Source organism: Halomonas beimenensis, from assembly GCF_002549795.1.
Lineage (GTDB): Bacteria > Pseudomonadota > Gammaproteobacteria > Pseudomonadales > Halomonadaceae > Halomonas > Halomonas beimenensis.
The window spans coordinates 1,631,256-1,648,698 of record NZ_CP021435.1 but is presented as its reverse complement, the minus strand read 5'-3'; the positions used below and the strand labels follow the sequence as shown (position 1 = coordinate 1,648,698).

The following is a 17,443-nucleotide window of genomic DNA, read 5'->3' as shown; positions in this document are numbered from 1 at the left end:
CGGCATGCGCAGCGAGCTGACCCTACTGGCCATCGCCTTCGGCTACCTGGCGCTGCTGTTCGTGATCGCCGCCTGGGGGGATCGCCGCGCGGAGCAGGGCCGCTCGATCATCGGCTCGCCCACCATCTATGCCCTGTCGATCGCCGTCTACTGCACCGCCTGGACCTTCTACGGCAGCGTGGGGCGCGCCGCCGAGACCGGGCCCAGCTTCCTGCTGATCTACCTCGGCCCCACGCTCGCCATGCTCATGGCCCCCTTCGTGATCCGCAAGATGGTGCGCATCGCCCGGGCCCAGCGCATCACCTCCATCGCCGACTTCATCAGCGCACGCTACGGCAAGAGCGCCGGCCTCGGCGCCCTGGTGGCACTGATCGCCCTGATCGGCATCACCCCCTACATCGCCCTGCAGCTCAAGGCCATCACCCTGAGCCATGCGGTGCTGGTGGACTACCCCCTGACCGCCGGCGATCGGCTGGACGCGGCGCCCTTCTGGGCCGACAAGTCGTTCTGGGTGGCGATGGTGCTGGCGGTGTTCATCATCCTGTTCGGCACCCGCCACCTGGACGCCAGCGAACGCCACGAGGGCATGGTGGCGGCCATCGCCTTCGAGTCGCTGGTCAAGCTGGCCGCCTTCCTGGCGGTGGGCGCCTTCACCGTCTTCGTCCTCTACCAGGGGCCCGGCGATCTCTTCGCCCGGGTCGGGGAGACGCCGGGGCTGGCCGAGCTGCTGAGCCTGGACGCCGTGCCCGGGGGCGCTCTGGGCTGGATCGGCACCCTGGTGCTGGCCTTCCTGGCCTTCCTCACCCTGCCCCGGCAGTTCCAGGTGCTGGTGGTGGAGAACGTCGACGAGCGCCACCTGCGGCGCGCCACCTGGCTGTTCCCGCTCTACCTGCTGGCGATCAACCTCTTCGTGATCCCCATCGCCCTGGCCGGGCTGCTGGGCGAGGCCGGCAGCGACCCGGACAGCTTCGTGCTGACCCTGCCCCTGGCCGCCGGCGTGGAAGGGCTACCGGTGCTGGTGTTCATCGGCGGGCTCTCCGCGGCCACCGGCATGATGATCGTCGAGACCATCGCCCTGTCCACCATGGTCAGCAATCAGCTGGTGATGCCGTTGCTGCTGCGCACGGGCCGGCTGCCACGCCGCGGCCAGGGGGCCCTGGCCGGCTGGGTGCTGGGCATCCGCCGCCTGGCGATCCTGGCCATCCTGCTGCTCGGCTATGGCTACCATGCCCTGGTGGGCGACGCCTACAGCCTGGTCACCATCGGCCTGGTGTCCTTCGCCGCCGCCGCCCAGTTCGCCCCGGCGCTGCTGATCGGCATGTACTGGCGGGGCGCCAACCGGCTGGGCGCCGGCCTCGGGCTGGTGGGCGGCTTCGCGGTCTGGGCCTGGACCCTGCTGATCCCGGGCTTCGCCCAGTCCGGCTGGCTGGACGCCGGCTTCCTCGTCCGGGGCCCCTTCGGCCTCGAGTGGCTCCGACCCTATGCGCTGTTCGGCCTGGAGGGCTGGGACATCTACACCCATGCCCTGCTGTGGAGCCTGGCCGTCAACGCCGGCCTGCTGGTGGGGGTCTCGCTGTTCAGCCGGCAGTCGGCGCTGGAGCAGACCCAGGCGGCGCTCTTCACCCAGGCGCTGCACCCGCGGCTCGACCAGGCGTCGCTATGGCCCGGGCAGACCCCCAGAGGGGAGCTGCGCGCCCTGCTCGATCGCTACCTGGGCGCCGCCGCCACCGCCCGGGTCTTCGCCGGCGAGGATGCCCAGGACGACGACCGGCCGGCGCCGGGCGCCATCGCCGCCCGGGCGGAGCAGGCCCTGGCCGGGGCACTGGGCAACGCCTCGGCGCGGGTGCTGATCGATTCGGTGGTGCGCGGCGAGGCCCTGGACCTGGACGCCATCCTGAGCATCCTCGACACCACCTCCGAGACCCTGGAGATGAACCGGCGCCTGGAGCAGAAGTCCCGGGAACTGGAGCGCATCGGCGCCGAACTGCGCGACGCCAACGAACGGCTGCGCGAGCTGGATCGGCTCAAGGACGAGTTCGTGGCCATGGTCAGCCACGAGCTGCGCACCCCGCTGACCTCGATCCGCGCCTTCGCCGAGATCCTGCGCGACAACCGCGAGCTGCCCCTGGACAAGCGCGAGCACTTCCTCGACGTGGTGGTCCGCGAGAGCCAGCGCCTCTCGCGGCTGATCGAGGAGATCCTCGACCTGGCCCGCCCCGAGAGCGGCCGCCTCACGCTGCATCCCGAGCGCCTCGACCTGGCCGCCCTGGCCCGGCACGGCGTGGAGGCGGTCCAGCAGGTGCAGGAAGAGCGCGGCGTGGCCCTGGAGGTGGCCATCGAGGTCGAGGACGCCCCGGTGATCGGCGACCCGGACCGCCTGGAGCAGGTCGTCATCAACCTGCTCGACAACGCCGGCAAGTTCGCCGACGACGCCGCCCCGCGGGTACGCCTGGGCCTGGCTCGCCACAAGCGCGGCTTCCGGCTGACCGTGGAGGACAACGGCCCCGGCATCGCCGAGGACGAGCGCGAGCGGGTCTTCGAGAAGTTCCACCAGATCCAGCACCAGGACGACGGCGCCATCCGCGGCCGCCCTCGGGGCAGCGGCCTGGGCCTGCCGATCTCCCGCGGCATCGTCGCCCACCTGGGCGGCCGGCTCTGGGTGGAGGCCGCTCCCCACCTGGGCGGCGCCTGCCTGGTGATGGAGCTGCCGGAGGCGCCGGCGGAGTAAATGGCAAGCGGCCAAGCCGCCAAGCCGCCAAGCCGCCAAGCCGCCAAGCCGCCAAGCCGCCAAGCCGCCAAGCCGCCAAGCAAAGGCTCGAGTAGAAAGTAAAAAGTAGAAAGGCACTCCTTGCCACTTTCTACTTTCTCCTTGCCACTCGCCACTCGCCGCTCGGCGCTTGTTGCCGATACTCAGCGCTTGGTGGCGTAGCGAACCAGGTCGCGGATCCGGCCCAGGTCATGGCGGAGCAGCAGGCGCCGACCCTCGCCGAGCCCGTCGAGGCCCACCCAGCCGTCCGGCGCCCGCCCCTGGGCGAGCGCCGTGCGTTGCGCCTCGAGCAGCAGGGCCTGGAGCCGCTCCAGGGCGCGGATCGTCTCGTCGGCCCGCTGCGCGTCGAGCGCCCCCGCCATCACCAGGGCCGCCAGTCGTTCGCGGGTGGCCACGGCCCGGATTCGATGACGCACGGCCAGCAAGCGGACCGCGCCGACCAGCGGCAGCAGGGCGCGATGCTTGAGGTCCACCGCCGTCTGGTGGGGCGCACCCTCGCCGCCCCCCACGACACGCCCCCACCGGTCCAGGGCCAGCGGCGATTCCTCCAGCAGGGTCGCCATCTCGTCGAGAAAGCCCCCCGCCGGCGGCAGGTGCCGGGCCACGCTCTCGCCCAGGGCCCGGGCGAGCGCCGGATCGCCATGCACCGGATGGAAGTCCAGCAGGATATTGGCCTGCTGGACCCGCTTGACCCGGCGCTCCCCGGTCCAGATGGCCAGCTGGGCGTCCCACTCCGAGCGTCGCTTGCGCCACATCGGCCAGCGCGCCATCACATGGCCCTGACACAGCGGGATCCCGGCGGCGTCCAGCCGCTGAGTGAAGCGCTCGCCCAGGGACTGGAAATAGGCGTCGATCTCGGTATGGCGACGGTCGGGATAGTCCGCCAGGATCATGGCGTTGTCCTGATCCGGCGCCAACAGGCTCTCGTGGCGGGCCGCCGAGCCCAGGGTCAGCACGCAGAAGGCGACCGGCGGCTCGCCCCATCCCTGGCCGCGCATCTCGGTCAGCGACTCGGCGATGGCGCGACGATAGAGGCCGTCGTTGTGATCGCTGAGCAGCTGGCTGATCCGCGAGGCGGGAAGCTCGAGGCGCAACAGCGCGTCCAGCAGGTCGGCCTGCCAGGCCCGCGCCTCGGCCAGGGTGGGTGCCGGCCCCAGCCGCTCGACCACCTCGCGCAGGGGGGCGAGCAGCCCCGGCAGCCGCATCGGATCGGGCACGGCGTCGGCGGCGAACAGCCTCCGCCAGGGGGAGGCACGGTGAAGCAGGCGCATAGGCGAGTCCGTTCCGAGCGATGACGTTAGCCTAGCCACTTTCCTTCCCGGCCGACCATGAGGCCTGTCATGCCGGGCCCAATCAGGCGACGACGCCATCGACCTATCGCGCCCCCGCCGGGACTCTGGCAAGCTTTCCCCATCGAGACACCAGACGTGGAGGGACCGGACGATGGCGGGCGGCTGGTCGAAGGATGGCGATGTGCAGCAGCAGATCGACGACAGCGTACAAGACGAGCTGGAACGGGCGAGACGCGCCCTGCCCCGCGGGGAGAGCGCGCGCCACTGTCACGAGTGTGATGAACCGATTCCCGAGGCGCGACGCCGCGCCGTGCCCGGGGTGCGACTCTGCCTCGACTGCCAGGCCGAGCGTGACCGGCGCGGCGGGCCCTCCGCCGGGTTCAACCGGCGCGGCAGCAAGGACAGCCAGCTTCGCTGAGGATCAGGGAGAAGCGGCCGCAGGCGGGTCTCGACGCCGCTCGACAAGACAGACGCCCCGCCAGCAAGACCCGGCGAGGCGCCTATCGAGAAGCCATCTGACGGGACGGACTCATCCCTCGTCGAAGATGGCATCCCCCATCTCGTCGATGAAGCGCTGGGCCTTGTCGACCATCAGGGCGTCACAGGCCTCGCGGCTGGGCAGGACGTCGGAGCGTTCGAAACGATGCTCGAGCATCGCCTCGCCCTCGCCCCGGGGCTTGCGGATCCAGCCGCTGACGCGGAACTGGCCGCTCATGTCCTCGGCCTGGGGCACGATCAGGTAGCCCCGGTATTCCACCGGCTCGGCCTCGGGGGCGCCCTTGGCCTCCCCCTGGCCGAACAGGCCGGACAGCAGTTTCTTCAGCATCTGGGGCCCTCCCGAAACGGTAGCGCCGGCCGGGCCGGCGCCGACTCTTGCAGATGTCTAGAAAACGGCTGATTCATGTCGCGAGCCGCAGCAATAAATCAGCGTTTCCTTAGACTGTTGGAAAAGTCGACGAGCGAAGGCTAGACAAGGCAACAATCCGGAAAAACGCGGAGTTTACTGGTCGTAAATGAGCAGTTTGACCGGATTTTTAACGCCGTATAGCCGAGCGCGGGCACTTTTCAGACAAGTCTTAGTCCTGCTGGCGGCCCTTGCCGGCGGCAATCCGCAGCCGCAGGGCATTGAGCTTGATGAAGCCCTCGGCGTCCTTCTGGTCGTAGGCGCCGGCGTCGTCCTCGAAGGTGGCGATGGACTCGTCGAACAGCGAGGCATCGGACTTGCGGCCGGCCACGGTGGCGTTGCCCTTGTAGAGCTTCATGCGCACCACGCCCGAGACGTTCTTCTGGGTCTCGTCGATGGCGGCCTGCAGCATGCGACGCTCCGGGCTCCACCAGTAGCCGTTGTAGATCACCTCGGCGTACTTGGGCATCAGCTCGTCCTTGAGGTGCGCCTCCTCGCGGTCCAGGGTCAGCGACTCGATGGCGCGGTGGGCGCGCAGCATGATGGTGCCCCCCGGGGTCTCGTAGCAGCCGCGGGACTTCATGCCCACGTAGCGGTTCTCGACGATGTCGAGACGGCCGATGCCGTTGTCGCCGCCCAGCTTGTTGAGCCTGGAGAGCACCTCGTGGGGCTTCATGGGCACCCCGTCGATGGCCACGATGTCACCGCGCTCGTAGGTGAGCTTCACGTAGGTGGGCTCGTCCGGGGCGGCCTCCGGGGAGACGCTCCAGCGCCACATGTCTTCCTCGGCCTCGGTCCAGGGATCCTCCAGGTTGCCGCCCTCGTAGGAGATGTGCAGCAGGTTGGCATCCATGGAGTACGGCGACTTCTTCTTCTGGCTGGTGAAGTCCACCGGGATGTCGTGCTGCTGGCAGTAGGCCATCAGCTTCTCGCGGGAGTTGAGGTCCCACTCGCGCCACGGGGCGATGACCTTGACGCCCGGCTTCAGCGCGTAGGCGCCCAGCTCGAAGCGCACCTGGTCGTTGCCCTTGCCGGTGGCCCCGTGGGAGATGGCATCGGCACCGGTCTGGTTGGCGATCTCGATCAGGCGCTTGGCGATCAGCGGGCGGGCGATGGAGGTGCCCAGCAGGTACTCGCCCTCGTAGATGGTGTTGGCGCGGAACATCGGGTAGACGTAGTCGCGCACGAACTCCTCGCGCAGGTCCTCGATGTAGATCTCCTTGACGCCCAGGGCCTGGGCCTTGGCGCGGGCCGGCTCGACTTCCTCGCCCTGGCCGATGTCGGCGGTGAAGGTCACCACTTCGCAGTCGTAGGTCTCCTGCAACCACTTGACGATGACGGATGTGTCCAGGCCGCCGGAATAGGCGAGCACGACCTTCTTGACATCGGACATGCTGGGGCTCCTCTAGGTGATCGATGCAAAGGGACAAGTATAGCGTGACGAGCCCGGCGCGAATACCGGCCGACGGGACGCGTCGGCCCCGAACTGCTAGACTCTCGCGTTTCGAGACAACCCGTTCCCGACTAAGGAGAGGTGCATGAGCGAGGTGGCCGCCCGCGAACTCATGGCACAACGCTTCCGCAGTTTCCTGCCCGTGGTGGTGGACCTGGAGACCGGCGGCTTCAATGCCCGGACCGACGCGATCCTGGAGATCGCCGCCGTCACCCTGACCATGGACCCCGAGGGCAACCTGATGCCCGACGCCACCTATGCCTACCATGTGACCCCCTTCGAGGGCGCCAACGTCGAGCAGTCGGCGCTGGACTTCACCGGCATCCGCCTCGACGACCCGCTGCGACAGCAGGTGGCGGTCAGCGAGGCCGAGGCGCTGGGCGAGGTGTTCCGGCCGGTGCGCAAGGCCATCAAGGGCAACGGCTGCACCCGGGCCATCCTGGTGGGGCACAACGCCGCCTTCGATCATGGCTTCGTCAATGCCGCCGTGGAACGCTGCGGCATCAAGCGCAACCCCTTCCACCCCTTCTCGAGCTTCGACACGGCCTCCCTGGCCGGCCTCGTCTACGGCCAGACCGTGCTGGCCCGGGCCTGCCGGGCCGCGGGCATCGAATTCGACAACAGCGAGGCCCACTCGGCCCGCTACGACACCGAGCGCACCGCCGAGCTGTTCTGCGCCATGGTCAACCGCTACAAGGACCTGGGTGGCTGGGACCTGGCGATCCGCGAGCAGGGAATGGACGAGGAGGCGTAAGCTGGAAGCTGGAAGCTGGAAGCTGCATAGGCTCGCCATACCCCATAGCAAACACCCCCGCAGCCATGCTGCAGGGGTGTTGTTCTTCCAGCTTCAAGCTTACCGCTTATAGCTCCGGGCGAAGCCCGGTCATTCGTCGTCCTTGTGCTTGGCGGCGGTTTCCTTGATCAGCGTCTCGAGCTCGCCGTTCTGGTACATCTCGACGACGATGTCGCAGCCGCCGACCAGCTCGCCCTCGACCCACAGTTGCGGGAAGGTCGGCCAGTTGGCCACCTTGGGCAGCTCGGCGCGGATGTCCGGGTTGTCCAGGACGTTGACGAAGGCGAAGCGCTCGCCGCAGGCCATCAGGGCCTGGACGGTCTGGGCGGAGAAGCCGCACTGGGGCAGCTGTGGGGTGCCCTTCATGTAGATCAGGATGGGGTTTTCGCTGATCTGGCGCTGGATGTTCTCGACGGTGGTACTCATCTGCACTCCCTCTGGATCGTGGTGGCGAAAGCGCCGTGGGGCAATACCCGAGTGCGCTTGTCGGCCTTGTCGATGGGGCCATTGTACGGATGCCGGGCGCATTGCGCATCCCCCGGCGCCTGGCTAGGATGGTCGTTTTTTCCCGTGGAGCGACGCCATGGCCACCCGCCATTTCCTGACCCTGCTCGACCTGAGCGCGGAAGAGCTGCGCTACCTGATCCAGCGCGCCATCTCGATCAAGAACGGCCTGAAGACCCATGGCCCCACCTACACGCCGTTCGCCAACCGCACCCTGGCGATGATCTTCGAGAAGTCCTCGACGCGCACCCGGGTGTCCTTCGAGACCGCCATGGCGCAGTTCGGCGGCCACGCCCTCTTCCTCTCGCCCCGCGACACCCAGCTCGGGCGCGGCGAGCCCATCGGCGATACCGCCCGGGTGCTCTCGGAGATGGTCGATGCGGTGATGATCCGCACCTTCTCCCACGCGGGCCTCGAGGAGTTCGCCGCGGCCAGCGAGGTACCGGTGATCAACGCCCTCACCGACGACTACCATCCCTGCCAGCTGCTGGCCGACGTCATGACCTGGACCGAGCTGCGCGGCAGCGTGCGCGGCCGCACCGCGGTGTGGATCGGCGACGGCAACAACATGTGCCATTCCTGGATCAACGCCGCCCGCCAGTTCGACTTCCAGCTGCGCGTCTGCTGCCCGGAAGGGTACGAGCCGCGCCAGGACCTCCTCGACGCCGCCGGCGACCGGGTGACCATCCATCGCGACCCCATGGAGGCCGTCGCCGGCGCCGACCTGGTCACCACCGATGTCTGGGCCTCCATGGGCCAGGAAGAAGAGCAGGCCAAGCGCGAGGCGGACTTCGCCGGCTTCCAGGTCACCGAGGCCATGCTCGACCGGGCCGCCAAGGACGTGCTCTTCCTCCATTGCCTGCCGGCCCATCGCGGCGAGGAGATCAGCGAGACCCTGCTCGACGACCCCCGGGCCGTGGTCTGGCAGGAGGCGGGCAACCGCCTTCACGCCCAGAAGGCGCTGATCGAGTTCCTGCTGCTGGGCCGCGTGGAGCACTGAGTCCCCGCGACGCCTCCACCCGATATCGCCCCGGCCCCGGTCGGGGCGATGTCGTTTGGGGCCGCCTGTGTCACCGATGGCTTACGACCTTGGTCGAAGCCCCCTTCCCCGGTATAATGCACTGCAACATTTGCCACCGCGAGGAAGGCGCCCTGCCCATGACTCCCTCCACCACCGGATCCATCGCCCAACGCAGCCTCCGCCAGTGCCTGTGCAACATGGCCGCCCTGCTCTACCGGGAAGGGCATGTCCTGGAATCCGTCTCCAGCCCTCACCGCGGCCTGGACCGCCAGGCGCTGCGTCGGCTCGCCGAGGCCGACCATGAGTGGCCGAGCCACCAGCGCACCCTGGAGCGCAGCGAAGCCGCCACCTACAACATCCAGAAGCGCTTCGTGCTCACCGACCTGGGCCGCGAGCTGCTGTTCGAGATGTTCGGCGAGGGCGCGGCGGACATCGCCTAGGCGAGCTTCGGGTATCGCCTGACGCCACTTCGGCGACTCGTGTCAACTTCGTGTCGCCTCCAGCACATTCGATGCCGCCGTCATGACGGACACTCCCTGCAGGTTTCGCAAGGAGGTCCCCATGAACCGCAACGTCATCCTTACCTGCGCCGTCACCGGCGCCGGCGACACCACCGGCAAGAACCCCAACGTGCCGGTGACGCCCAAGCAGATCGCCGACAATTGCATCGAGGCCGCCCGCGCCGGTGCCAGCGTCGCCCATATCCACGTCCGTGACCCCGAGACCGGAGGCATCAGCCACTCCGTCGACCACTTCCGCGAGGTCATGGAGCGTGTCCGCGAGGCCGACGCCGACATCGTCATGAACATCACCGCCGGCGGCGGCGGCGACTGGATCCCCGACGCCGAGGACCCGACCCGCGGCGGCCCGGGCACCGACATCCAGACCCCGGCCCAGCGCCACGAGCCGGTGGGCGAGCTGCTGCCGGAACTGTGCACCCTGGACTGCGGCAGCCTGAACTTCGGCGACATGGTCTACGTCAACACCGCCGACTGGCTGCGCGAGCACGCGCGACTGGTGCAGGCCGCCGGCGTCAAGCCCGAGCTCGAGTGCTTCGACCTGGGCCACGTCTGGTTCGCCCGCCAGCTCCAGCAGGAAGGCCTGCTCGACGGCGACCCGCTGTTCCAGCTGTGCCTGGGCATCCCCTGGGGCGCCGAGGCCGACCCCGAGACCATGCTGGCCATGCGCAACAGGCTGCCGGAGAACGCCAACTGGGCGGCCTTCGGCATCGGCCGCCACCAGATGCCCATGGTCGCCCAGGCGATGCTGCTCGGCGGCCACGCCCGGGTCGGCCTGGAGGACAATCTCTACCTGGAGAAGGGCGTGATGGCGACCAACGGCGGCCTGGTCGAGAAGGCCGGGACCATCATCGAGAACCTCGGCGGCCGCATCATGACCCCGGCCGAGACCCGGGCGCACCTGTCGCTGCGCGATCCGAGCACCGGCCAGACGGTCGAGACAGCCGCGGGAGGTGAGGCATGAGCCGTCAACTCAGCGTCATCGGCACCGGGGTGATCGGCAACGGCTGGATCGCCCGAGCCCTGGCCCAGGGCTGGGACGTGGTGGCCTTCGATCCGGCCCCCGAGGCCGAAGCCCGTACCCGCGCCTTCGTCGACAACGCCTGGCCGTCGCTCGAGAGACTCGGCCTGGCCGAGAGCGCCGACCCCGCGCGGCTGACCTTCGTCGACAGCCTAGAGGAGGCGGTGGCCGGGGCCGACCTGATCCAGGAGAACGTCCCCGAGCGCCTCGAGCTCAAGCGCGAGATCCTCGCCGCCATCGACGCCGCGGCGGCGCCCGGCGCGATCGTCGGCTCGTCCACCTCGGGCTTCAAGCCCAGCGACCTGCAGCGCGACTGCCGCTGGGTCCCGGGCCGGGTGATCGTCGCCCACCCCTTCAACCCGGTCTATCTGCTGCCGCTGGTCGAGCTGGTGGGCGGCGAGGCCACCGAGCCCGACCATATCGCCCGCGCCCAGACGCTCTACCAGGAGCTGGCCATGCGTCCGCTGGTGGTACGCCGCGAGATCGAGGGCCATATCGCCGACCGCCTGATGGAGGCGCTGTGGCGCGAGGCCCTGCACCTGGTCAACGACGGCGTGGCCACCACCGAGGAGGTGGACGCCGCCGTGGTCTACGGCTGCGGGCTGCGCTGGTCGCTGATGGGCACCTTCCTGACCTTCCACCTGGCCGGCGGCGAGCAGGGCATGCGCCACATGCTCGAGCAGTTCGGCCCGGCCCTGAAGCTGCCCTGGACCAAGCTCGAGGCGCCCGAGCTCACCGATGAGCTGATCGACAAGGTCGTGGAGGGCTGCGAGTTCCAGGCCGCCGGCCGCCCGGTGGCCGAGCTGGACCGCCGCCGCGATGACTTCCTGGTCGAGCTGCTCGACCTGGTGCAGAAGTACTGGCCCGAGGCCGAGGGCCTGGAGGGGCGCATCTGATGGCACTGCTCGAGACCCGCGTCGCCCCGCAGTGGGTCGACTACAACGGCCACATGAACGACGCCGAATACGCCCGGGTGTTCTCCCTGGGCGTGGAGGCGCTGATGGAGCGTCTCGGCCTCGACGAGGCCGGCCGGCGCCGCCACGGCTACACGATCTTCACCCTGGAGACCCATCTCTGCTACCGGCGCGAGGCCCACGAGGGCCAGCCGCTGGCGGTCGAGGTGACGGTGCTGGACCGCGATGCCAAGCGCCTGCATGTCTTCTTCGAGATGCGCGCCACGGACGGCACCCTGCTGGCCACCAGCGAGCAGATGCTGATGGGCATCGACAGCGAGGCCGGTCGCCCGGCGCCCTTCCCCGAGGAGGTCGCCCGGGCCGTCGCCGCGCTGCCGGCGGCCGCCGCCGACGCCTGGCCGGAGCTGGCCGGGCGACGCATCGGCCTGCCGCCCGCCAGGCGCTGATCCCTACACCGCCACCAGCCCCGCCCGGTGCCTCGTCACCGGGCGGGACGGGGATCGTCGGCCCCTCGTCCGACCTCAGGAGGACCCTTCCTATCGTGACCGCAGTCCCCCTTCACCCTCTGCAAAGGAAGCTTCCATGACAAGTCCAACGAAATCGCCCGAAGGCGAAAGCTATCCCGACCCCGCCTTGGCTCAGACCGGCCTCTTCCGTCATGTGCACAAGGGCATGACCCTCACCGCCGCCGGCCTGGTGCTGGCCTTCGTGCTGTTCACCGGCCTCGGCCCGGAGCTGGCCGGCAGCGTCTTCGGCGCGGCGCGCGGCTGGATCGAGAGCACCTTCAGCGGCTACTACCTGGTCACCGTGATGCTGCTGATGGCGGTCTGCGCCTTCATCGTGCTGAGCCGCTTCGGCGGCGTGCGCCTGGGCGCCGACGACAGCCGTCCCGAATTCAGCAACTTCGCCTGGTTCTCGATGCTGTTCTCCGCCGGCATCGGCATCGGCATCCTCTTCTTCGGTGTCGCCGAGCCCGTCTTCTACCTCGACGACACCGGCGCCTTCGGCTACCCGAACAACCCCCATGCCGACATGGCCGGCGCCACCGCCATCGGTCACGAGCGAGCCATCGATGCCCTGCGCGTCTCGGTCTTCCACTGGGGCCTGCATGGCTGGGCCGTCTACGTGATCGTCGGGATGTCGCTGGCCTACTTCGCCTACCGCAAGGGGCTGCCGCTGGCCCTGCGCTCCGCGCTCTACCCCTTTATCGGCGAGCGCATCTACGGGCCCATCGGGCATGCCGTGGACATCCTCGGCGTGCTGGGCTGCGTCTTCGGGGTCGCCACCTCGCTGGGACTGGGCGTCAGCCAGATGGCCGTGGGTCTGGAGCGCCTGGTGGGTCTCAGCGCCGGCCTTGATACCCAGCTGACGCTGATCGCCGTGATCTCGGCGATTTCCATCCTATCGGTGGTGTCCGGGGTGCAGCGCGGCATCAGGCTGATCTCCGAGCTCAACATCTGGGTCTCGGTGCTGGTGGTCGGGGCCTTCCTGCTGGGCGGCCCGACCCTGTGGCTGGTCCAGGCCTTCGGCGAGACCCTCGTGGACTACGCCGCGAACTTCATCCCCATGGGCCTGTGGTTCGCCGAGACCCCGGAACGGGTCGAATGGCAACAGGGCTGGACCATCTTCTACTGGGGCTGGTGGCTGGCCTGGGCTCCCTTCGTGGGGCTGTTCATCGCCCGCATCTCCCGGGGGCGCACCCTGCGCGAGTTCGTGCTGGGCGTGCTGCTGGTGCCGACCCTGATCATCTTCGTGTGGCTGATCATCTTCGGCGGCAACGCCCTCTACCAGGAGCTCAATGCCGCGAACGGGCCGGGCACGGCGGGGATCATCGAGCTGGTCAACGCCTGGAACCTGCCCGCCGCGCTCTTCGCCAGCGCCGACGGCATCGCCGGGACCGGCGCCATCGGCTGGACCCTCTCGGCGCTGATGGTCTTCCTGCTGATGAGCTGGTTCGTCACTTCCTCGGACTCCGGCACCCTGGTGCTGACCACCATCCTCTCGCTGGGCAACGACGATCCGCCCCAGCGCTTCCGGGTCTTCTGGGGCGTGGTGATCGGACTGGTGGCCGCCGTGCTGCTGGTGGCCGGCGGGCTCAAGGCGCTGCAGACCGCCCTGATCGCCGCCGCCCTGCCGCTGAGCGGGGTCATCCTGGTGATGACCGCCGGCATCCTGGTCTCCCTGGTGCGGGAGTCCCGCCGCCCCCGCCCGGCCTTGGAGCGTCGATGACGCCGGAGGCCTTCCGCCGCGCCTTCACCCATGGCCTCCAGGCACTGGCCGGGCTGCCCCTCGGGGCGGCCCGGCCGCGCTATGACCGGCTCTGCCAGGGCTTCGCGCCGCCGCTGCCCGAGGGCATGGCCGTCCAGGACGGCAGCGTCGCCGGCGTCGCCGTACGCCGCGTTCGCCCGGCCGGGGCCCTGCCCGGCGAGGTCGTCTACGTCCATGGGGGCGGCTGGACGCTGGGCTCGGTGGCGAGCCACCAGGGCATCGCGGCGAGCCTCGCCGAACGCCTGGGCCGAGAAGTGGTCAGCGTCGACTATCGGCTGGCGCCGGAGGCGAGCTACGTCGAGGCCCTGGCGGACTGCCGGGCGGTGATCGAGGCGCTCACCCCGCGGGCGGCGGTGGGCGACAGCGCCGGCGGGCGCCTGGTGATGGACGCGGCGGGGACCGGCGAGTGGCGAGGCCCGCTGGGGTTGATCTATCCGCCGGTGGGCCATCCCACCCCGGACACCCTGGGACCGGACGCGCCCCTGCTCTCCCGAAAGGACGTCCTCGCCCTCTGGGCGATGGTGGAGGACGACCTGCCGGAGGGCGATCCCGCCCTGCCGCCCGGCGCACGCCTCGAGGTACTGGCGGTGGAACACGACCCCCTCACCGCGCCGCTGGAAGACGCCGTGGCGGCCTGGCGCGCCGCCGGCGCCGAGGTCGGCTACCGTCGTGCCCCGGGGCTCTGGCACGGCGCCCTGCATGCCCATGCCGCCCTGCCCGCCATGGGCGAGGCCTGGGGCGACTTCTGTACCGCCCTGGCACATCGGCTGTCGTGAGCCCCACAGACGACAAGGCCCGACCCGGCAGCGCCGGGTCGGGCCTTCCTTGCTGGGGCCTCGGCCCCCGCTTCGATCGTCCGCGGCTCAGGCTCAGTACTCGCCGAGCTCCGCCTCCAGCTTGAACATCGCGGCCGAGAGCTCGCCCGGCGTCATCACCGGCGCCTCGGGAGCGACGGCGGACGGCCAGGCCGCGAGCGCGTCCTCGTAGGCCGCCAGCAGCTCGCCGTAGGCCTCGTCGTCGTACAGCTCGGACTGCACTTCGAGCAGCGCCTTGGCGGTCAGCACGAAGCCACGGCTGTCCTGGTACTCGAGGACATTGACGAACTGGCCGTCATCCACGGCTTCCTCGTACTCGTGCATCGCCTGGCGCAGCAGGGCCAGCTGGACGCGGCTCTGGAAGGTCACGTCCTCGCGCAGCTCACCGTCCACGTCCTGCATGGCGGCGTCGATGGCACCGACGGCCGCCGCATAGGCGTCGGCATGGTCGCCCCACTCGCCGCCTTCACGGACCTCCTCGACCAGGGCTTCCAGGGTACCCTCGAAGTGCTCGACGCCCCGCGCCTCGAAGGCGGATTCCAGGGGCTCGTAGTGCTCGTGGAGGGGATGGCCGAAATGCGGCTGGGCCGCGGTCTGCTCGCCGGCCTGGTAGAGCTCGCGGGCGACGGCCAGGTGGCCCTTCATCATGGCCAGGTTGGTGTAGTAGACGCCGGGGTTGCTGGCGTCGATGGCATGGCCGGCTTCGCCACCTTCGCCACCTTCGCCACCTTCGCCACCTTCGCCACCTTCGCCACCTTCACCACCTTCACCACCTTCGCCACCTTCGCCGCCTTCACCGCCTTCGCCGCCGGCGGAAGCGTTCAGGTAGGCGAAGACCGCATAGGGATCGGCCGCGGCGCTGCCTTCACCGCCTTCACCGCCTTCACCGCCTTCACCGCCTTCACCGCCTTCACCGCCTTCACCGCCTTCGCCGCCTTCGTGGTGGTGACCGGCCTCGCCGCCTTCGCCGCCTTCACCACCTTCGCCGCCTTCGTGGTGGTGACCGGCCTCGCCGCCTTCGCCACCTTCACCACCTTCGCCGCCTTCGTGGTGGTGACCGGCCTCGCCGCCTTCGCCGCCTTCGCCACCTTCACCGCCTTCGTGGTGGTGACCGGCCTCGCCGCCTTCACCGCCTTCACCGCCTTCACCACCTTCCTCGTGGTAATGGCTGGCTTCGCCGCCTTCGGCGCCTTCACCGCCCTCGCCGCCGTGATCGGCGGAGGCCAGCAGCAGGTTGTCGGGACCTTGGGTGAACTCGGCGGAGGCGTCGGCCTCGGCCCAGCTGGCCGCGCTGGTGCCCAGCAGGACGCTGGTACCGACGCCGACCCACAGCTTGGTACGGATGTTGTTGGACATTCGGGCTTCCTTATCGATTGCGATTGCCAGGGCGCACGGCCATGCAGGCCATTCTCGGTGCCCCGATAGCTTGCCGACTACGAAAGACTAATGCAAACGATTCACACTTGTTTATAATCGTCGCTCAATCCGAACGACTGGAGCGTGCCCGTGATCCTCTGCATCGACCAGGCCATCTCCCCCGAGCTGCTGTCCCGCGTCAGGGCCACCCTGGCAGAGACCGACTTCCGCGACGGCCGGGAGACGGCCGGCTGGCATGCTCGCACGGTGAAGCAGAACGAACAGGCCGACGGGCGACGGCCCGAGATCGCCGAACTCCGCCAGGAGGTCGCCAAGGCGCTCCAGGCCAACCCCCTCTTCCAGATGGCGGCCCGCCCGAAGCGCATGAAACCGTTGATGTTCAGCCGCTACCAGGAGGGCATGACCTACGGCAACCACGTCGACGATGCGATCATGGCCACCCCCCAGGGCGCCATGCGCACCGACCTGTCGTTCACCCTCTTCCTCAACGATCCGGACAGCTACGACGGCGGCGAGCTGCTCGTCGACTCGACCGCCGGCGAGCAGACCTACAAGCTGCCGGCTGGCGCGCTGATCCTCTACCCCTCCTCGACGCTGCATCGGGTCGAGCCGGTGACCCGGGGCGAGCGGCTCGCCGCGGTGGGCTGGGCCCAGAGCCAGGTTCGCGACCCCCAACAGCGCGAGATCCTCTTCGACCTGGATACCACCCGTCGACAGGAATTCGAGGCCAACGGCAAGACACGGACCTTTGACATGCTGTCGAAGAGCCTGGCGAATCTGCTGCGGATGTGGGCCGAGGTGTAAGGCCGCGCGGAAGGGTCAGCCGCGACGGACCTGCCGCGGCGAGGCGCCGAAGCGCTGGCGGAAGGCCCGGGCGAAGCTGGAGCTCGAGGCGAAGCCGCAGGCCAGCCCCACCGCCAGGATGTCCAGGTCGGTCTCCTCCAGGAGGTGACGGGCCCGATCCAGGCGCAGCTCCAGGTACCAGTCCCGGGGCGATCGCCCCAGCTCCTGCTCGAAGAGCCGCTGCAGGTGGCGCAGCGAGACGCCGCTTCGCCTTGCCACCTCGGCCAGCGGAAGCGGCGTCTCCAGATGACGCTCCATCAGGTCCACGGCCTCCACCAGGCGGGCGTTATGGGTGCCCAGGCGCCGGGCCAGGGTCATGCGCTGCTGGTCGTGCCGGGTCCGCATGCGCTCGTGGATCAGCTGCTCCGAGACGTCGATGGCCAGGCGCTGGCCGTGCCGGCGGGCGATCGCTTCCAGCGCCATGTCCATGGCGGCCGCCCCGCCGGCACAGGAGAAGCGCCGCCCGCCCAGCTCGAACAGCTCGTCCGAGGTCGCGATGGCCGGGAAGCGCTCCCGGAAGGCCGGCAGGCTCTCCCAGTGCAGGGTGACCCGCTCGCCCTCCAGCAGCCCCGCCGCGGCCAGCAGGAAGCAACCGGTGTCGAGTCCGCCCAGCGCGCAGCCCGCCGCATCGAGGCGATGCAGCCAGCGCATCAGCGCCCGGCTCAGGTGACGTTCCGGATCGAAGCCGCTGCACACCGCCAGGGACGGCAGATGGTGCACCCCTTCGATCGACTGGTCGGCGAGCAGCGTCATGCCGTTGGAGGCCGTCACCGGTCCGCCGTCCTCGCTGATCAGCGTCCAGTCGAACAGGGGCCGGCCGCTGATGCGGTTGGCGATGCGCAGGGGCTCCACGGCCGAGAAGAAGGCCATCATGGAGAAGCTCGGCAGCAGCAGGAAGCCGATCGGCTCGGGAAGGGGACCGGAATAGTCGAGACGCATAAGGGAAGCGGCGG

General features: G+C 69.5%; 18 protein-coding genes. 12 read left to right on the top strand and 6 right to left on the bottom strand.

Going from position 1 to position 17,443, the window contains the following annotated elements; translation table 11 throughout:
• Positions 1 to 4: 4 nt before the first annotated feature.
• Positions 5 to 2,728, top strand: coding sequence for a sensor histidine kinase (locus tag BEI_RS07870; RefSeq protein ID WP_097788996.1), 2,724 nt, complete (start codon positions 5 to 7; stop codon positions 2,726 to 2,728).
• Positions 2,729 to 2,910: 182 nt separating this feature from the next.
• Here the strand turns inward: BEI_RS07870 and BEI_RS07865 are convergent, their stop codons facing one another.
• A complete protein-coding gene (locus BEI_RS07865) occupies positions 2,911 to 4,038 on the bottom strand; it encodes a DUF294 nucleotidyltransferase-like domain-containing protein (protein ID WP_097788995.1) in 1,128 nt (375 codons plus the stop codon).
• A gap of 172 nt (positions 4,039 to 4,210) precedes the next feature.
• Between BEI_RS07865 and BEI_RS07860 the strand changes: the two genes are divergently transcribed.
• Positions 4,211 to 4,477: a DksA/TraR family C4-type zinc finger protein gene (locus tag BEI_RS07860; protein ID WP_097788994.1), complete on the top strand. Its 267-nt coding sequence runs from the start codon at positions 4,211 to 4,213 to the stop codon at positions 4,475 to 4,477.
• 111 nt (positions 4,478 to 4,588) lie between these two features.
• Here BEI_RS07860 and BEI_RS07855 read toward each other — a convergent pair whose 3' ends face one another.
• Both BEI_RS07855 and BEI_RS07850 read right to left on the bottom strand, forming a co-directional pair.
• On the bottom strand, positions 4,589 to 4,885 hold the full coding sequence (locus BEI_RS07855; protein ID WP_097788993.1) for an HlyU family transcriptional regulator: 297 nt from the start codon (positions 4,883 to 4,885) through the stop codon (positions 4,589 to 4,591).
• Between the two features lie 250 nt (positions 4,886 to 5,135).
• Positions 5,136 to 6,356 carry an argininosuccinate synthase gene (locus BEI_RS07850; protein WP_097788992.1) on the bottom strand — a complete coding sequence of 407 codons (1,221 nt, stop codon included), beginning with the start codon at positions 6,354 to 6,356 and terminating at the stop codon, positions 5,136 to 5,138.
• A gap of 145 nt (positions 6,357 to 6,501) precedes the next feature.
• On the opposite strand from BEI_RS07850, the gene rnt reads away from it, so the two are divergent.
• Positions 6,502 to 7,170, top strand: coding sequence for a ribonuclease T (gene rnt, locus BEI_RS07845; RefSeq protein WP_097788991.1), 669 nt, complete (start codon positions 6,502 to 6,504; stop codon positions 7,168 to 7,170).
• Positions 7,171 to 7,299: 129 nt separating this feature from the next.
• Here the strand turns inward: rnt and BEI_RS07840 are convergent, their stop codons facing one another.
• Complete coding sequence (locus tag BEI_RS07840; protein ID WP_097788990.1) at positions 7,300 to 7,635, bottom strand: Grx4 family monothiol glutaredoxin; 336 nt, start codon at positions 7,633 to 7,635, stop codon at positions 7,300 to 7,302.
• Between the two features lie 157 nt (positions 7,636 to 7,792).
• On the opposite strand from BEI_RS07840, the gene argF reads away from it, so the two are divergent.
• From argF to BEI_RS07805, 7 genes are all read left to right on the top strand, one after another.
• Positions 7,793 to 8,713 (top strand): ornithine carbamoyltransferase, encoded by a 921-nt coding sequence (gene argF, locus BEI_RS07835; protein ID WP_097788989.1) that lies wholly within the window; start codon positions 7,793 to 7,795, stop codon positions 8,711 to 8,713.
• 158 nt (positions 8,714 to 8,871) lie between these two features.
• Complete coding sequence (locus BEI_RS07830; protein ID WP_097788988.1) at positions 8,872 to 9,174, top strand: hypothetical protein; 303 nt, start codon at positions 8,872 to 8,874, stop codon at positions 9,172 to 9,174.
• Positions 9,175 to 9,295: 121 nt separating this feature from the next.
• Positions 9,296 to 10,216, top strand: a complete 921-nt coding sequence (locus BEI_RS07825; RefSeq protein ID WP_097788987.1) for a beta-keto acid cleavage family enzyme — start codon at positions 9,296 to 9,298, stop codon at positions 10,214 to 10,216.
• Complete coding sequence (locus BEI_RS07820) at positions 10,213 to 11,169, top strand: L-carnitine dehydrogenase (protein WP_097788986.1); 957 nt, start codon at positions 10,213 to 10,215, stop codon at positions 11,167 to 11,169. Before BEI_RS07825 ends, BEI_RS07820 begins: the two co-directional genes overlap by 4 nt.
• Positions 11,169 to 11,633 (top strand): thioesterase family protein, encoded by a 465-nt coding sequence (locus tag BEI_RS07815; RefSeq protein WP_097788985.1) that lies wholly within the window; start codon positions 11,169 to 11,171, stop codon positions 11,631 to 11,633. The genes BEI_RS07820 and BEI_RS07815 overlap by 1 nt, the downstream gene beginning before the upstream one ends.
• 136 nt (positions 11,634 to 11,769) lie before the next feature.
• Positions 11,770 to 13,416 (top strand): BCCT family transporter, encoded by a 1,647-nt coding sequence (locus BEI_RS07810; RefSeq protein ID WP_193765179.1) that lies wholly within the window; start codon positions 11,770 to 11,772, stop codon positions 13,414 to 13,416.
• A complete protein-coding gene (locus tag BEI_RS07805; protein ID WP_097788984.1) occupies positions 13,413 to 14,231 on the top strand; it encodes an alpha/beta hydrolase fold domain-containing protein in 819 nt (272 codons plus the stop codon). The genes BEI_RS07810 and BEI_RS07805 overlap by 4 nt, the downstream gene beginning before the upstream one ends.
• Positions 14,232 to 14,324: 93 nt before the next feature.
• Here BEI_RS07805 and BEI_RS19140 read toward each other — a convergent pair whose 3' ends face one another.
• Entirely contained in the window at positions 14,325 to 14,918 is a 594-nt protein-coding gene (locus BEI_RS19140) for a hypothetical protein (protein ID WP_193765178.1), read from the bottom strand.
• A gap of 45 nt (positions 14,919 to 14,963) precedes the next feature.
• Here BEI_RS19140 and BEI_RS19135 point away from each other — a divergent pair, with 45 nt between their 5' ends.
• A complete protein-coding gene (locus BEI_RS19135) occupies positions 14,964 to 15,695 on the top strand; it encodes a hypothetical protein (protein WP_193765177.1) in 732 nt (243 codons plus the stop codon).
• An 81-nt stretch (positions 15,696 to 15,776) separates the two neighbouring features.
• Positions 15,777 to 16,451: a Fe2+-dependent dioxygenase gene (locus BEI_RS07795; RefSeq protein ID WP_097788983.1), complete on the top strand. Its 675-nt coding sequence runs from the start codon at positions 15,777 to 15,779 to the stop codon at positions 16,449 to 16,451.
• A 15-nt stretch (positions 16,452 to 16,466) separates the two neighbouring features.
• Here BEI_RS07795 and BEI_RS07790 read toward each other — a convergent pair whose 3' ends face one another.
• Positions 16,467 to 17,429, bottom strand: coding sequence for a GlxA family transcriptional regulator (locus BEI_RS07790; protein WP_097788982.1), 963 nt, complete (start codon positions 17,427 to 17,429; stop codon positions 16,467 to 16,469).
• Positions 17,430 to 17,443 lie beyond the last annotated feature (14 nt).

Excerpts from the sequence above, each read along its gene's own strand:
- BEI_RS07870 (WP_097788996.1), top strand. The coding sequence starts at position 5 with ATGCGCAGCGAGCTGACCCTACTGGCCATCGCCTTCGGCTACCTGGCG.
- BEI_RS07865 (WP_097788995.1), bottom strand. The coding sequence starts at position 4,038 with ATGCGCCTGCTTCACCGTGCCTCCCCCTGGCGGAGGCTGTTCGCCGCC.
- BEI_RS07860 (WP_097788994.1), top strand. The coding sequence starts at position 4,211 with ATGGCGGGCGGCTGGTCGAAGGATGGCGATGTGCAGCAGCAGATCGAC.
- BEI_RS07855 (WP_097788993.1), bottom strand. The coding sequence starts at position 4,885 with ATGCTGAAGAAACTGCTGTCCGGCCTGTTCGGCCAGGGGGAGGCCAAG.
- BEI_RS07850 (WP_097788992.1), bottom strand. The coding sequence starts at position 6,356 with ATGTCCGATGTCAAGAAGGTCGTGCTCGCCTATTCCGGCGGCCTGGAC.
- rnt (WP_097788991.1), top strand. The coding sequence starts at position 6,502 with ATGAGCGAGGTGGCCGCCCGCGAACTCATGGCACAACGCTTCCGCAGT.
- BEI_RS07840 (WP_097788990.1), bottom strand. The coding sequence starts at position 7,635 with ATGAGTACCACCGTCGAGAACATCCAGCGCCAGATCAGCGAAAACCCC.
- argF (WP_097788989.1), top strand. The coding sequence starts at position 7,793 with ATGGCCACCCGCCATTTCCTGACCCTGCTCGACCTGAGCGCGGAAGAG.
- BEI_RS07830 (WP_097788988.1), top strand. The coding sequence starts at position 8,872 with ATGACTCCCTCCACCACCGGATCCATCGCCCAACGCAGCCTCCGCCAG.
- BEI_RS07825 (WP_097788987.1), top strand. The coding sequence starts at position 9,296 with ATGAACCGCAACGTCATCCTTACCTGCGCCGTCACCGGCGCCGGCGAC.
- BEI_RS07820 (WP_097788986.1), top strand. The coding sequence starts at position 10,213 with ATGAGCCGTCAACTCAGCGTCATCGGCACCGGGGTGATCGGCAACGGC.
- BEI_RS07815 (WP_097788985.1), top strand. The coding sequence starts at position 11,169 with ATGGCACTGCTCGAGACCCGCGTCGCCCCGCAGTGGGTCGACTACAAC.
- BEI_RS07810 (WP_193765179.1), top strand. The coding sequence starts at position 11,770 with ATGACAAGTCCAACGAAATCGCCCGAAGGCGAAAGCTATCCCGACCCC.
- BEI_RS07805 (WP_097788984.1), top strand. The coding sequence starts at position 13,413 with ATGACGCCGGAGGCCTTCCGCCGCGCCTTCACCCATGGCCTCCAGGCA.
- BEI_RS19140 (WP_193765178.1), bottom strand. The coding sequence starts at position 14,918 with ATGATGAAGGGCCACCTGGCCGTCGCCCGCGAGCTCTACCAGGCCGGC.
- BEI_RS19135 (WP_193765177.1), top strand. The coding sequence starts at position 14,964 with ATGGCCGGCTTCGCCACCTTCGCCACCTTCGCCACCTTCGCCACCTTC.
- BEI_RS07790 (WP_097788982.1), bottom strand. The coding sequence starts at position 17,429 with ATGCGTCTCGACTATTCCGGTCCCCTTCCCGAGCCGATCGGCTTCCTG.